The following is a 13,566-nucleotide window of genomic DNA, read 5'->3' as shown; positions in this document are numbered from 1 at the left end:
CAGGCGGGGTTTGGGGGCGCAAAAAACCCAGTGGGCAGTTTCGTTCTTTTGCCCCCCTCCAGGCCCAAAAACCCCCCTCCCCCAGGGTGGGTTTCGGGCCCCCCCCCCCCCCCCCCCCACCGCACCATCCGCACAACCGAAGTAAGAGAGAAACCATGAGCATGACCGACCGCGAACCGCAGGCCCTCGATGTCCTTGACGACGCCGGGCGAAAGGTGCTGTTCACCGAGGCCCGCACCGCGAACACCTTTGCCGAGGTGGCCGTTGCCGACGACGAACTCGCCATGATCTGGGAACTCGCCCGCTGGTCACCGAGCGCCGCCAACGGTCAGCCGCTGCGTGTGCTCTTCGTGCGCACCCGCGAGGGCAAGGAGCGACTGGTCCGGCATCTCGACGAGGGCAACAGGGCCAAGACGCTCAGTGCACCGGCCGTGGCGATCCTGGCGTACGACGTCGACTTCCACGAACAGATGCCGACAGTCTTCCCGGCCCGCGGCGACATGCTGCGAGCGGCGTTCGCCGACCTGGCGGAGAAGCGCGAGAGCCTCGCGGCCTACAACTCGGCATTGCAGACCGGGGTCTTCCTGCTCGCCGTGCGCGCAGCGGGGCTGGCGGCCGGTCCCATGGCGGGCTTCGACCGGGCCGGCGTGGACGAGGAGTTCTTCGCCGGTACCAGCTGGCGTTCGCATCTGGTGGTCAACATCGGTCACCCCGGTGCCGACCCGTGGTTCCCGCGGCTGCCCCGCGTGCCCGTCGAGGACGCCGTCGCCTGGGCATGACGGCATTGCCGCCGCCTGGTTGCGCGGGATCGGGATCGGGATCCGGAGTCCGAGCACCCGAGCGCGGTCGGCGTAGAGGCGAGAGGTGTTTTGCCGTGGGCGCCGGTGCTCTCCTGAGTACCGGCGCCCACTTTTCACCCCACCTGCGCTCGGCCGCACCTGTTTCGTAGATGCGCTGCTTGCGTGCCGGAAGGGACGCCCTCCAGCCGAGCTCACACATCACCCGCTGTCAGTCGGACTGCTGCTCGGCGGGGCGCAGCCCGGCTGTTGAGCAGGCCCATAAGCTCGGCGGTGCCGGTGATCAGCGCGTCCTGGTGATCGACTTCATCACGCGTCCCAGCAGACGGTTGATGACGCCGCGGTTGTTGAGCTGCTGCTCCAGCGCGGCCTCGTCGAAGTGGCCGGAGCACATCTGCCGCAACACCTTCCAGATGTCGGCGAGGTCTTCCCTCACTATTGAAAAGAACGTGATCAGAGGTGCGCGGCTCTCGCTGCGCAGCAGCCGTTCGTCGTCTCGATCTCGTCGCACGAGTTTGGGGGTGGCGGTGCGCCAAGGTGCGGAAATCTGGCGCCAGTTGACGCACACAAGCCGCGGCTCAGAGTGAGGCCGGGGGGCAGTACGCGACGAGGCGGTGGAGAGACTGCAGGGCCCGGCGTCGCACGGCACCGGCAAAATCGCAGAGGTCACGACGAGTGCAGGCAGGAGGGTGCCGTTGAGCCCCCTCCTGCCTGCCGCCCGGGCGCGGTCAGGAGTCGCTGATCCCTGAATCAGCGGCCGCCTCCCTGCCGCCATCGGGTATCACCGGCGATGTGCACGGTCTGAGCCCACCCGTGCCAGCGGCGCCTGTCTCACCGGTTGTCGCGGCGCCGGTCGTGGTCGTACCGGTTCGAGTCGCGGTCGTGATCGTAACGGTTCGAGTCGCGGTCGTTCCGGTCCCAGTCGTAGCGGTAGGAGCTGTCGTGCTTCCAGCCGCAGTCCTTGTCACCCCAGTAGTAGAAGTGACCACGACGGTCGTACCGGACCGAGTCGGTGTTGCAGTCGCTGTGGTGTCGGGTGCGGTATCCGTCCCAGCGGTAGTCCGCCTCGGAGTTGTGCCGGTAGGCCACACGGTCGCCGCGGTAGTCGTCGGCCTTGACGCCGACGGTCGGGCGCTGCACGTGCGCAGACTCAGGAACCGCGGCCGAGGCGGTGCCCGCGGCGCCGAGCACGGCTCCACCCGCGACCGCGGCGGAGGCGGCAGCGAGAGACATGCGCTTCGTGAGCTTCCTCATGGTTATCCCCTTCGTGTTGGCGTCGGCCGCAAACCCAGCGATTGCTTATGCGGGTAGTGCGGTGCGCCATCTATGTCGAAGCCGCATCGGCGAGCACCCCTTGTGAGGGCACAGCCGGCGGCCACCAGTCGAAACAGAGGCCGCCGATTCGGGCGGCACTCCTTCTGCGTTCCATACGTCGTATGGAAGTACAGTGATATCAGGGATTGTCCGGAAATGTCCAACTCGGGGTTCGCGGCGCTGAGGCGCAGCTCACCGGATCCGGTCGCGGCCTGGGCGCGCCGGCCTGCTGAGCAGCCAAGATGTGGCTTGCGGCGGATCGACGGCCGTGCGGCCGTCGGGACACTCTGCTGATGCCGTCCGCGGCCGACGGGCCGAGGTCGACTCGCGAACGCCGGAGCTGCCTGCTCCCGCGGCCGTATGCGAACTGAAGGAGCCGGTGTGACGCAGGCCCCTCTGAGGCAAGTTGACCCATGGTCTCTCTGTGAGTCAATCTGTCTCACATGCGGGGCGCGAAAAGGTAGATCTCGGGACTATTCGCAGATATCGCCAATACCACCGCATTCGCGCACAAGGTCTCTATGGAGGAAACCATGACCGCTACGACCGCGAAGAAGGGCGGCCAAGGGCAACACCGACGGAGTCGTCTCCGAGATGGCCACGTACTTCCACGTCAAGCCGGGGCACGAGCAGGAGGTGGCGGCGGCCTGCCGGCGGATGGTCGAGGCCCTGCAGAAGGGCGACATGGCCGCCACCATCAAGACCGGTCTGCGTGACTCCCGCCACGTGATCGTCGACAACGGCACGCGCCTGCTGTGGGCCACCACCTTCGGCTCCCTGACGATGCCGGAGATCGCCAAGGCCCACCGGATCAACGCCGCCTTCCAGGAGGTCCTGGACGACCCCGCCACCGAGGAGGCCCTCCAGCACCCGGCCCTCAAGCCGCTGCTCGCCCAGGCTGCCAGCTGACCCACACCCCGGACGGGGGCGCCACCCCCACCCCCTCCGGGGACTTTGACCGCCCCGCCTTGGCCCACTTCGGCCTGCCGCTCGGCCCGGGTGGCCACGTCGACACCCTGCCCACCCTCCAGGTCAGGGGCCTCGACCACGTGTGGGCCGCGGGCGACAACCGGTGGCCGGCCTCGGCCTCCACAAGGGCGTCGCGATCCTCTTCGACAGGATCAGACTCAAGGGCCCGCCCGGCGTGGTGGTTCCACCGCCTTTACCACGGCAGCCGTATGCCGACGCTGAACCGCAAGAGACGCGTGTTCGTGGACTGGATCCTGGCCTCCCTCCTGAAGCAGGAAACCGTCGTCCTCATCGAACTGGAGCACCCGCGCGACCCGTTCACCGAGGCGGCCACACCGTCCCGCAGCAGCCGTACCTGATCTCTCCGCCCGTTCTTGTCCCTCTCTTCCGCCATACCCCCCATCCGCTGCCTGGAGGGCTGTCCCCATGTCACAGAACACCGTCGCCGCCGCTCGCGGCGCTGAGGCCGCACCTGAGAATCTGCCTGTCGATCCGTCACACCAGCGCCGCTGGTGGATTCTGATGGTCATTTCCCTCGCTCAACTGATGGGCGTCCTCGACGGCACCATCGTGAACATCGCCCTGCCGTCCGCCCAGCGCGACCTGGGCTTCTCGGACGCAGACCGGCAGTGGGTGGTCACCGCCTACGCGCTGGCCTTCGGCAGCCTGCTGCTGCTCGGCGGCCGGGTCGCAGACCTTGTCGGGCGGAAGGTGACCTTCCTGGTGGGTCTGACCGGCTTCGCGGCCGCTTCCATACTGGGAGGCGCGGCGAACGGTCTCGGCATGCTCGTCACCGCGCGCGCGATCCAGGGCCTGTTCGCTGCCCTGCTGGCCCCGTCCGCGCTGTCGCTCCTGATGACCACCTTCACCGATCCGCGCGAGCGGGCGAAGGCCTTCACCGTCGCAGGGTCGGTCGCCGGTGCGGGTGGAGCCATCGGCCTGATCCTCGGCGGGGTGCTGACCGAGTACCTGGACTGGCGCTGGACCATGTACGTCAACGTGGTGTTCGCGGTGGTGGCGTTCGTCGGTGGCGCAGCCCTGCTGCACCGCACCCCGCGGGACACGTCCTCGAAGCTCGACGTCCCCGGCACCCTGCTGGTCTCCGCCGGCCTGTTCTGCCTGGTCTACGGTTTCTCGAACGCCGAGACGCAAGGCTGGGGTTCGGTGGCGACCTGGGGCATGCTGGCGGCCGGTGCCGTACTGGTGGCCCTCTTCGTCTGGCGGCAGAGCAGGGCGGCATATCCGCTGCTGCCCCTGCGGGTCGTGCTGGACCGTAACCGCGGCGCCTCCTTCGCCACCCTCTTCGTCACTGGCGCGGGCATGTTCGGCGTGTTCCTGTTCCTGACCTACTACCTGCAGCAGAGCCTCGGTTACAGCGCCCTGAAGACCGGCTTCGCCTTCCTGCCCATGATCGTGGCATCGTCGTCCGCCTCCGCCGTGGCCAACAACGTCCTGGTGCCGCGCATAGGACCCAAGCCGGTGGTACCACTGGGCATGGCCATTGCGGCCGCCGGCCTGGTCTGGATGACCACGCTGGACCTGAACAGCGGATACGTGACGCAGGTACTGCCACAGCTGGTGCTGGTCGGCGTCGGGCTGGGCACGGTCATCGCGCCCGCGATAAGCCTGGCCACCTCCGGCGTGGCCGCGGCCGACGCCGGAGCCGCGTCCGCCGCCGTCAACACCGTCCAGCAGGTCGGCGGGTCCATCGGCGTCGCCCTGCTCAGCACGATGGCCTCCGAAGCCGTCACCGACTACCTCTCGGACCGCAACCCCAAGGATCCCGGCGTCCTGGCCCTGGCCGGCCTCGAGGGCTACTCCATCGCCTACTGGTGGTCGGCGGCCACCTTCGTCATCGGCCTGGGCGTGACCGCCCTGCTCTACCGCCGTGGTGTGCCCCAGCAGGACGAGAACGCCGCACCTGTCGTTCACATGTGACCAATGAACGGGTCTGTCCGAGAGGGGCGCAGGCCGTGTTGCAGTCACCTGCTGCGACAGCTGCCGTGCGCGAGCAATCAAAGAGGGAAGTGTCAGGGCACCTTTGACGGGCAGCCCCGGGAGAGTGGTGCAGACTCTCTGTGGCTGCCCCCCTCCCTCTATGAGACATACTGTCCCATAATGAACTGCAAGCCGTGTTGTCTCACAGAAGGGAACGGAGAGGTGGAAGACAGAACCGATCCGCGTCTGCTGCGTAGTCGTGACGCCATGGTTTCGGCGGCCACCGCGTTGCTCACGGAAGGCGGGCTGGAGGCCGTGACACATCAAACGGTTGCCGCCCGTGCCGGCGTTGGCAGAGCCACCGTCTATCGGCACTGGCCCAACCTTCTCGACCTCCGCCTGGCCGCGTTGGAAGCCGGCATGCCGCCTCTGCCTCCGATGCCTGAGGAGCTTCGGGTCGCTTCGGGCGGCGATCCGCGAGCGGAGCTCGTTCACTGCCTGAGCGCGCTTGCCGAGCGGTGGGACGACGAGCAAGCAGGTGCCGTCCTTGCTGCGGTCCTCGGCGGCTCACGGCATGACGAAGGCATGCGCCGCCTCCGGGATTCGCTGCTGAACCAGATCGCCGATGCCCTGCGTCCGGCTGTTGCCGCGGCTGTGGAGCGCGGCCAGCTCCGGTCCGACGTCACCCCCGAGACCTTTGCCATGGCTACCGCGGGGCCCCTGTTCTTCGAGCGCTTTCTCGCCGGGAACCGCCTGGGGCGTGACACCGTGGACGCCGTCGTGGATGCCGCTATGCGGGGCTGGTCCTAGCGTCGTTGAGTCCCCGGCGTGGCTGGTTGTCCGCCGTTCGGCCAGGTCTGATCAAGGTGGCAGCCCTTCGCACCCATGTGGAGCTGCGAGGATCTTGTCACCTCTGGGGTCCCCGACCGCTTCAGCAGTAGTCGGCCGAACCTGTCGGCACGAACCGATCGGCTCGCAGTCCGGTGCGGGCGCCGCCGATCCGATCACTGCACACCTTTGAAGCCAAACCGGTGTGACGTAGGTCCCTCTGGGACAAGTTGACCCATAGTCTCTCTGTGAGTCAATCTGTCTCACATGCCGGGCGCGAAAAGGCGGATCTCGCAACTATCCGCGCCAAGGCCCGCCGGATCAACGCCGCCTTCCAGGAGGTCCTGGACGACCCCGCCGCCGAGGAGGCCCCCCAGCACCCGGCCCTCAAGCAGCTGCCCGCCCAGGCCGCCAGCTGACCCACACCCCGGAGGGAGCGCCACCCGCCGCTGCCCAAGGGAGTGCTGGAGGACGACGGCGCCGACCGCGGCATCATGTTCGCCTTTGTCGGAGCGCACCTGGACCGGCAGTTCGAGTTCGTCCAGCGGCAGTGGGTGAACGACGGCAAGTTCATCGGGGCGCCCGCGGAGAAGGACCCGCTGATCGGCGTGAACGACGACGGCGGATTCACTGTCCCGCGCCAGCCGATCCGCCGCCGCTTCAAGGGCCTGCCGCCGGTCGTCAACCGGGTGGCGAGTACTGCTTCATGCCCGGACTGTCGGCGCTGCGCTGGATCGCCGACCTCGACACCTGACATCTCTCACGATCAACACGACAAGGAGCGTCTCTCATGGCTGACCACTTCTCCGGGCCGCGTGTCATCGCCGACCCTGCGTCCGACATCGCCGACGTGTATGCCTTCCCCAGCCCGGAGCGGCCGGGGAACCTGGTGCTCGTCCTCAACACGTTCCCGGCCTCGGCCCCTACGGCCCTGTTCTCCGATGCGATCACATACCGTTTCCGCGTCCGGCCGGTCACGCCCGGGAGCGAGGGCGCCGCTGCGGTGTTCCATGTCGGCCAGGACGAGTACGTCTTCGACTTCAGCTTCGACGCCCCCCAGCAGCTTGGCGGCACGGACACCACGGTGCAGATGGGCACGTGCCGGGCGCCCGGCGGCCGCCAGGTGGCCTTCCAGGTCGGCAACGAGGTGCCCACCGAGGCCGAGGGACTGAAGATCTTCGCCGGGTCGCGGCTCGACCCGTTCTTCATTGACTTCGTGGGAGTGATGGTCACCGAGGCGACGGAGAAGCTGGGCTTCAGGTCTGATGCCGGCAACGTTCTGGAGGGCCTGAACGTGCTGAGCATCGTGCTCGAAGTCGACGCCGCGGTGCTCGGCCCGGCCGCCGGCTCGCTGGTTGCGGTCGTCGGCGAGACGGTGACTTCCGGTGGACGCCCGGTGCGGCTGGAGCGCATGGGCCGGCCGGAGATCAAGAACGTGGTCATGTCGCCCAAGAAGTTCGACACCGTCAACAGCGATCTGGAGATCCGCGACCTCTTCAACGAGGAGGACGCCTTCAGCATGCGGCCCGACTATGCGGGCGCCTACCGCGCACGGCTCAATGCCAACCTGGCCTTCTACGACGGCCTGGACGGCAAGACCGCTTGGCCGCTGGACGAGCAGGGTACTCATCCGCTGACCGAACTGCTGCTGGCCGACTTCCTCGTCGTCGACCTGTCCAAGCCCTTCTCCGAGGACGGCTGTTTCGAGATCGAGACCGCCCTGCTCGCCGGCCGCCCGCACACGACCTGCGGTGGCCGGTCGCTCAACGACGACATCGTGGACACCCTCTTCACGCTGCTCGTGGGCGGCATCGACGGCGAGCGCATCAGCGACGGCGTCGACCAGCCGACTCAGCCGGCCACCCGCAGCTTCCCCTACCTGAACGCTCCCAACCCGACCCCGCCGGACCTGGGGGCCCGTCTGGCCGCGCAGCTGCCTCCCCGCGAGGAAGCGGCATGACCGGGGCGTCTCCCCAGGAGTGGGAGCCGGTCACGACGAGCGGCACCATCGCCGTAACGAATCTGCACGGGCAGATCGACGGCCTGGCCGTACGGTTCAGCCGTGCGGGTACGGGGGAGACACCGGGGCCTCCGTCGGCGGTGGCGCAAGGGGCGGCCCTGATCGATCTCCTCAACCTCCGAGGCCACATCCTGGGACGCGTCGCCGACTACGAGCGGGCCGCGGAACTCGCCGAACAGCTCGTGCACGTCGCACCCGAGGACGGCACGGCCCTGCTCGCCCGCGCCAGGACGCGGGCGACCCTGCACCGCTTCGCCGAGGCCGTTGCCGACCTCGGCGCGGCGGGCCGGAGCGGCGCGGACGAGGCCACACTGGACGCGGAACGAGCCGTCGTCCTGCAGGCCCTCTGCTGCTACGCGGATGCCATGGCCCTGATTCGCAAAGCGGCGGAGCGGCAGAGCGACTTCACGACGCTCGGCGCGCTCGCCGTACTCCAGGCGGAGCGCGGGGAGGTCACCGAGGCGGAGCAACTGTTCGGCAAGGCGCGACGCCACTATCAGGGGACCTCGCCGTTTCCGCTCGCGCAGCTGGACTTCCGGCGCGGTGTGATGTGGCACCGCGAGGGAGATCTCGATGCAGCCCGTGCGTGCTACGAGGCCGCCCGGCGCCGGGTGCCCGACTACGCGCCGGCACTGGGCCACCTGGCCGAGGTCGAGCTGCTGCGCGGAGACCCTCAGGCCGCCGTCGCTCTCCTGCGTCCCCTCACGCAGAGCAGCGACGACCCCGAGTATGCAGCCCACCTCGCGGCCGCGTTGCACGCGGGCGGCAGCTTCCAGGAGGCGGACCGGTGGCGCGAGCGCGCGGCAGCCGGTTACGACGAACTGGTGCTGCGTCACCCCGAGGCCTACGCCGACCACGCGGCCGACTTCTGGCTCACCGTGGGGGCCGATGCCGAACGGGGGCTCCAACTGGCGCTGCAGAACCTCACATTCCGCCAGACAGCCCGAGCCCATGCCCTGTTCCAGCGCGCTGTCCTCGCGCAGAACCGGGTCGCACGGACTGCCCCATAGCCGCCGAGCGGCGATGCCGTCGATATGGGGCACCGACGGGGTCGGCCGGACGGATCGGCATGCCGTTCGGCCGACCCCGCACCAGCCCGCCAGGGGCGAACGTGGCTCGGCCTCTTACCGGCTGATGCCCTCGTCCCCCGACCCCTCGCAGCGCCCCTCAGCCCTTTGTGGTTCCACGGACAGCTACAGCCCTAGGAACCCGCAGCCACTACTCGAGAAAGCTCAAGGTCACTCGCTGGGCGGGCGACTGGCTCGACCTTCGCCGTTCCATGGCTGCTGGGCTGCTGCTCGTCGCGGCCGGTTTCGCGGTCGTCGCCGCCGCGCGCCCGGCCGACCGGACGGGCATCGCCGGGCTCCTGCCCGCTGCCGGTCACGTCGTGCTGCTCACTCTCGGTCAGATGCTGGTCGTCCCGGCCCGCGCCTGGGTGCACGACCTCGCCGATGACGGCCGCATCGGCCTCTACACCGGCGCGCTGTCCTCGGTCTCCGGCCTGATCGTCCTCATCGGCAGCTCAGCCATCGGGTCGCTGCTCGACCTGTGCCTCCCGACCGCCGTGCGCTGGCTGGTCCTCGCCGCCGTACCAGCCCTGACGGTGGCCCTGCTGCCCCACCGCCCGGAAAGGGCCGAGCGGGCCGAAGGGGGCAGACCCGGCATGATGACGGCGTCACGGCCGGTCACCGGCCGGCGGTGCCCTTCGACGGCCTGAAGGACACTCACGCCGCCCAGGCCGTCGTCGGCCACGAACACCGGCAAGAGCTCACGGAGCTGCGCAAGGAACTGTCGGCCCTGGCCACCGGCGACGACGCAGCAAGGGCGCGGCAGCCCCCACGCTGCTGCCGTACGTGGCCGCGGGCCGCTGTCCTCACCTGATGCCCGGCTCCTCGCGGTGACCGTGGCCATCCGGGCAGCCCGAGGCGGCGTCGGCAACATCACCGGCATCGACCTGCGGTCCTTGAAGCCGACCGACCCGGCCCAGGCCGTCGCCGACCTGCGCGGCCTGGGCCGGCAGATTCCCGACCTGCTGCTGGACGCAGACCCGGAAACTCCCGTCCTCGTGACGGTCCCGGCCCTCACCGCCGAATCCGACCACCCCTTGCCCTTCGGCACACAGATGCACTCGTGGGGGTGGGACAGCAGAGAAGCATCGGCGGTGCTTGCGTCTCCTCCGGGCACGAGGATGGAAAACCGACGGCCCGGCTGGCGAGGGACGTTCGAGATGGCCACCGATGAGCATGACCGCTGTGACTCGTACGTCTTTCTCAAGCCGCCGGCTGGTACGGCCTTGCTCCAAGCCTGGACGCAGGAGATCAAGACTTTCCTGCAGGAAACGGAGGCCGCGGTGCCCAGGGAGGCCGAGCCCGGGCACGTCGACTTGGACGCTTTGCCGGCGCACTTCTCGCCGAAGGATGAAGGCGGCCCAGCTCCCGCTCGTCGAGAGGCCGGGTCGCTCAAGGGCCCCTCGTCACCGAGTCCTGTTAGCGTGCCCACCCTGAGGCTGGCACACTGAATTTGTGTTTCCGCTGATGGCCGCTGCTGATCAGAACACGTTCTCATCGCTTTCTGCCGCCAGCGTTGTGTCGGTCAGTGCACTGGTCTTCACCGTCGCCTCATTCTGGTGGCTCAACGCCAGACAGGGGCGCCTGGAGTCGTGGGAGCCTCATTCCTTTGCGGCGATTTGCCACGGATCCATGGTTCGCCTGCGGCTTCCGCTCGTCCTTCACAACACCGGTGCCAAGCCGATAGTCGTGCAGGATCTCAGGCTGAGCTTCCCCGATGAGCCCGCCTCTCATCTGCCACTCCTGTGGACGTCTTCACCATCCCGTCTCCAACCCGGGCCGGACGAGGAACCCAAGCTGCCGGCCGGATTCGTCGTGGCCGGCAGAGAAGCGCAACAACTCTTCATCGAGTTCGAGGCACCGTTTTCTGGGTTTGTTCCGGAGGCCCGCGACTACAAGGTCCGAATCCAAGTGAGGGTTGGCCACCGCAAGGGGTGGCGCTCGCTTCTGACGTTCACCTTGAGGACCACCAACATCATTTATCCCGACCGGTACACCGTCTACAACAACGCACCTCTCGAACTGACGAAGGAAGACCAGAAAAAGGCAGACGCTGCGCTCCTGGAGCTGTTGGAGGGGCAGGAGAAGGGCCCTTCTGCCAAGGGCGAGACCGAGCGGCGAGACTCTTCGAACGACGAGGGCAACACCGGCACGAATCTCTAGAGCGGGAAGACTGTCCCCGGGCTTCGCCATGGCGAATGTGTCGGCCCCCCGCCCACTGCCGTCGGAGCCGGTCGGACTGTGGCCGCCAAGGAGATGCTGCGGCCGGTGGCGGTAGACCGTGGCCCGGCCGTCGCCGGAGCGTTCGGCGAGCGCGGCGTGGGTGACCGCCCCAGGCACGCGCCCAGGAGTTCTGCTGCGGCCGCCCTGCTGCGACGGGGGTCCACCTTGGCCTGGCTCAGCGGACGCCTGCTTCCTTGCCTTAGCGGCGGCGCGGGGCCGCCGACGACGTCACTCGACATCTATGAGACGGCTTGACTCACAGAGCATCTCCGATACATAATGTCTCACAGACGGGGACTCCCGCCGATTGCAGGACCTATGAGCAGTTGAGGAGTGGCAATGACCAGGACCGAGAACATCGTCGTCTTCCGCTTCACCGAACAGGCCTCCGCCTACCAGGCGCTCAGTGAGCTGCGGCGGCTGGGCGGCCCGACCGTGGAGGTCCGTGGCGCGATGCTCGTCGAGCGCCAGGAGGACGGGACGGTGCGGATTCCGGAGGGCGTGGACGCCAGGGCGGGAGAGGGCACGCTGGTCGGCGGGCTGGTCGGTTCGGTGGTGGGCCTGCTGGGTGGACCGCTTGGCGTGGTGCTGGGCTGGGGCACCGGCGCCCTGGTGGGCGGCGGCGCCGACTGGCGGCGGGCGACGGAGGGTTCCGGCCTGGTGGCCCTGGTGGCCGACGAGGTCAGCGCGGGCAGCACGGTGCTGGTTGCTGAGGTCGCCGAGCGCGACACGGCAGCGATCGACGTGTTCGCCATGCGATTCGGTGCGGTGCTTGAGCGCAGGCCGGCCGAGCGGGTGCGAGCCGAGGTCAAGGCGGTCCGCGAGGCGGAGTCGGCAGCGGAACGCGAGGCCGCCAAGGCGCGCCGGGAGGAGAAGAAGGCCCAGCTGGAAGCCACGATGGAGGCGCGCGGGAAGGCGCTCAAGCAGCGGCTCCAACGCCCTGCCGCCTGACTCGCTCACACGTCATCACAGGCAGGGCCCAGGTCGCGGACCCGGGCCCTGTTGCTGTTCGGGTGATTGCCGCGTTGCGACACCAGTCGGTGTCTGGCCAGCGTCCCCGTACCAGCGACAGATCTCCGTGACTCCATCGGAGAAGGGGCGGCGGTGGCGGGGCTGGATGGCTTACTGGGCAGATCAAGTCAGAGATGTTGAGGTGGCCGAAGAGGGACCGACCGTCGGGTTCTCCGGCGAACGAGCGGGCCAACCGACAACGAAGGGGCAGCAAGGGCGGCCGCCCCGCAGGCTTCGACAAGACGATGTACAAGCGAAGGATTGAAGTCGAGCGAACGACCCACGCGTTGAAGAACTCCCGGGCCGTGGCCACGAGGTTCGACAAGCGGGCCTACGTCTTCCACGGAACAATCACCGTCGCAGCGATCCTCTTATGGCTCCGCCCATGATCCTCCGGGCAGACCCTAGCCCTTCGAGTCCGGCTGCCAGTCCTGGACGAGGAGCCCGAGCAGCACTTCGTCAAGAAACTCGCCCATCACCCAGGCCGAGGAGCGCAGCACGCCCTCGCGGACGAAGCCGTTGCGCTCGGCTGAGCGCAGCATCGTTGCGTTGTCCGACAGCGTCTCGATCTGCAGCCGCTGCAAGCCGCGCACGACGAAACCGTAGTGGCACAGCACCCCGACCACGTCGGTGCCGTAGCCCTTGCCGCGAGAGGACGGCAGCAGTCCAAGGCCGATGTGCGCGGACCGGTTGTGGTTGTCGATGTTCGACAGCACCGCGGTGCCGACCAGCGTGCCGCCGGCCAGCTCCACCACAGAGAACGGGACGTGCCCTTGCTCCTTGTCGTCCACCACGAGCCGCGAGTCCTGCGAGCCGGGCGTGATCGGCCGCCACGGCCGGCCTTCGGCCCGCGAGGAGTTGACCACGTCGTCGTAGAGCTCTGCCCGCAGGATCGGGATGTCGTCCTCGTGCCGGGCCCTGAGCCCGGCCTTGCTGCCCCTTAGCATGCAAACTTCCTATCCGGCCGGGCTCGCCGACGGCAAACCAATAAGGCAACTGCATTGGCACCTCCCAGGCCCCCAGGGCCTGGAAGCGCGTCGCTGGGCCCCAGAAGATCCGCCGGACAGTCCCCAGACTCCCGGTCCAGAACCTGCTCCCGCCGCTGACCTTCTGGCTCTTGCTGGCGGCAGTTGGCCTCTCCTGCTACGCGCCCTGCATCGCCACGCCCCACGCAGCTCCGTCCCTGCGCAGGAAACCCCGCATGACCCTCTCCCGGCAACTTCGAACCAGCAGTCACCGCACCGAAGCAGCGCCACCATCGCTGCTACGAACCGGCCTGGGGTTGCACTCCAAGCGGTAGCCCATGTCGGCAACGGCTGAATTTGGGACCAGTTCGAACGGTTCAATCGTGAGCCATTGTGCGGCCTCGGTGGTTCGTCAGTCGTTGTCGGTGGCGGTG

At 68.4% G+C, this 13,566-nt stretch carries 13 protein-coding genes and 4 pseudogenes; 14 read left to right on the top strand and 3 right to left on the bottom strand.

The window, feature by feature from the left end:
* Positions 1 to 161: 161 nt before the first annotated feature.
* A complete protein-coding gene (locus tag ACFV9O_RS14345; RefSeq protein ID WP_385417163.1) occupies positions 162 to 779 on the top strand; it encodes a malonic semialdehyde reductase in 618 nt (205 codons plus the stop codon).
* A gap of 310 nt (positions 780 to 1,089) precedes the next feature.
* Here ACFV9O_RS14345 and ACFV9O_RS14340 read toward each other — a convergent pair.
* Both ACFV9O_RS14340 and ACFV9O_RS14335 read right to left on the bottom strand, forming a co-directional pair.
* Positions 1,090 to 1,221, bottom strand: a pseudogene (locus tag ACFV9O_RS14340) (HoxN/HupN/NixA family nickel/cobalt transporter); the annotation flags it as partial.
* 407 nt (positions 1,222 to 1,628) lie between these two features.
* Positions 1,629 to 2,051, bottom strand: coding sequence for a hypothetical protein (locus tag ACFV9O_RS14335; protein ID WP_385416941.1), 423 nt, complete (start codon positions 2,049 to 2,051; stop codon positions 1,629 to 1,631).
* Positions 2,052 to 2,705: 654 nt separating this feature from the next.
* Here ACFV9O_RS14335 and ACFV9O_RS14330 point away from each other — a divergent pair.
* From ACFV9O_RS14330 to ACFV9O_RS14270, 13 genes and pseudogenes are all read left to right on the top strand, one after another.
* Positions 2,706 to 3,020 (top strand): hypothetical protein, encoded by a 315-nt coding sequence (locus tag ACFV9O_RS14330; RefSeq protein ID WP_385416938.1) that lies wholly within the window; start codon positions 2,706 to 2,708, stop codon positions 3,018 to 3,020.
* A 53-nt stretch (positions 3,021 to 3,073) separates the two neighbouring features.
* Positions 3,074 to 3,439 (top strand): annotated as a pseudogene (locus ACFV9O_RS14325) (NAD(P)/FAD-dependent oxidoreductase); the annotation flags it as partial.
* 67 nt (positions 3,440 to 3,506) lie between these two features.
* Positions 3,507 to 5,018, top strand: a complete 1,512-nt coding sequence (locus tag ACFV9O_RS14320) for an MFS transporter (RefSeq protein WP_385416935.1) — start codon at positions 3,507 to 3,509, stop codon at positions 5,016 to 5,018.
* A gap of 222 nt (positions 5,019 to 5,240) precedes the next feature.
* Positions 5,241 to 5,828, top strand: coding sequence for a TetR/AcrR family transcriptional regulator (locus ACFV9O_RS14315; RefSeq protein WP_385416933.1), 588 nt, complete (start codon positions 5,241 to 5,243; stop codon positions 5,826 to 5,828).
* Positions 5,829 to 6,094: 266 nt separating this feature from the next.
* The gene (locus ACFV9O_RS14310) at positions 6,095 to 6,265 is read left to right on the top strand and encodes a hypothetical protein (RefSeq protein WP_385416930.1); all 171 of its coding nucleotides are present in this window, start codon (positions 6,095 to 6,097) and stop codon (positions 6,263 to 6,265) included.
* A gap of 371 nt (positions 6,266 to 6,636) precedes the next feature.
* Positions 6,637 to 7,806, top strand: a complete 1,170-nt coding sequence (locus ACFV9O_RS14305; protein ID WP_385416927.1) for a DUF4331 family protein — start codon at positions 6,637 to 6,639, stop codon at positions 7,804 to 7,806.
* Positions 7,803 to 8,876, top strand: a complete 1,074-nt coding sequence (locus ACFV9O_RS14300; RefSeq protein WP_385416925.1) for a tetratricopeptide repeat protein — start codon at positions 7,803 to 7,805, stop codon at positions 8,874 to 8,876. The genes ACFV9O_RS14305 and ACFV9O_RS14300 overlap by 4 nt, the downstream gene beginning before the upstream one ends.
* Positions 8,877 to 9,094: 218 nt before the next feature.
* Positions 9,095 to 9,583, top strand: a pseudogene (locus ACFV9O_RS14295) (MFS transporter); the annotation flags it as partial.
* Positions 9,565 to 9,747, top strand: coding sequence for a hypothetical protein (locus tag ACFV9O_RS14290; RefSeq protein WP_385416922.1), 183 nt, complete (start codon positions 9,565 to 9,567; stop codon positions 9,745 to 9,747). The pseudogene ACFV9O_RS14295 and the gene ACFV9O_RS14290, both read left to right, overlap by 19 nt.
* 16 nt (positions 9,748 to 9,763) lie before the next feature.
* Positions 9,764 to 10,384 (top strand): hypothetical protein, encoded by a 621-nt coding sequence (locus tag ACFV9O_RS14285; RefSeq protein ID WP_385416919.1) that lies wholly within the window; start codon positions 9,764 to 9,766, stop codon positions 10,382 to 10,384.
* Between the two features lie 4 nt (positions 10,385 to 10,388).
* Positions 10,389 to 11,096, top strand: coding sequence for a hypothetical protein (locus tag ACFV9O_RS14280; RefSeq protein WP_385416917.1), 708 nt, complete (start codon positions 10,389 to 10,391; stop codon positions 11,094 to 11,096).
* A 399-nt stretch (positions 11,097 to 11,495) separates the two neighbouring features.
* Positions 11,496 to 12,107, top strand: a complete 612-nt coding sequence (locus ACFV9O_RS14275) for a histidine kinase (RefSeq protein ID WP_385416915.1) — start codon at positions 11,496 to 11,498, stop codon at positions 12,105 to 12,107.
* Between the two features lie 233 nt (positions 12,108 to 12,340).
* Positions 12,341 to 12,556 (top strand): annotated as a pseudogene (locus ACFV9O_RS14270) (IS5/IS1182 family transposase); the annotation flags it as partial.
* A 15-nt stretch (positions 12,557 to 12,571) separates the two neighbouring features.
* On the opposite strand, the gene ACFV9O_RS14265 reads toward ACFV9O_RS14270, so the two are convergent.
* Positions 12,572 to 13,114: a GNAT family N-acetyltransferase gene (locus ACFV9O_RS14265; RefSeq protein WP_385416912.1), complete on the bottom strand. Its 543-nt coding sequence runs from the start codon at positions 13,112 to 13,114 to the stop codon at positions 12,572 to 12,574.
* Positions 13,115 to 13,566 lie beyond the last annotated feature (452 nt).

Source organism: Streptomyces sp. NPDC059909 (assembly GCF_042730885.1).
Lineage (GTDB): Bacteria > Actinomycetota > Actinomycetes > Streptomycetales > Streptomycetaceae > Streptomyces.
Note: the sequence above shows the minus strand (reverse complement) of the source record. Positions and strands in the feature narration are given on the sequence as shown.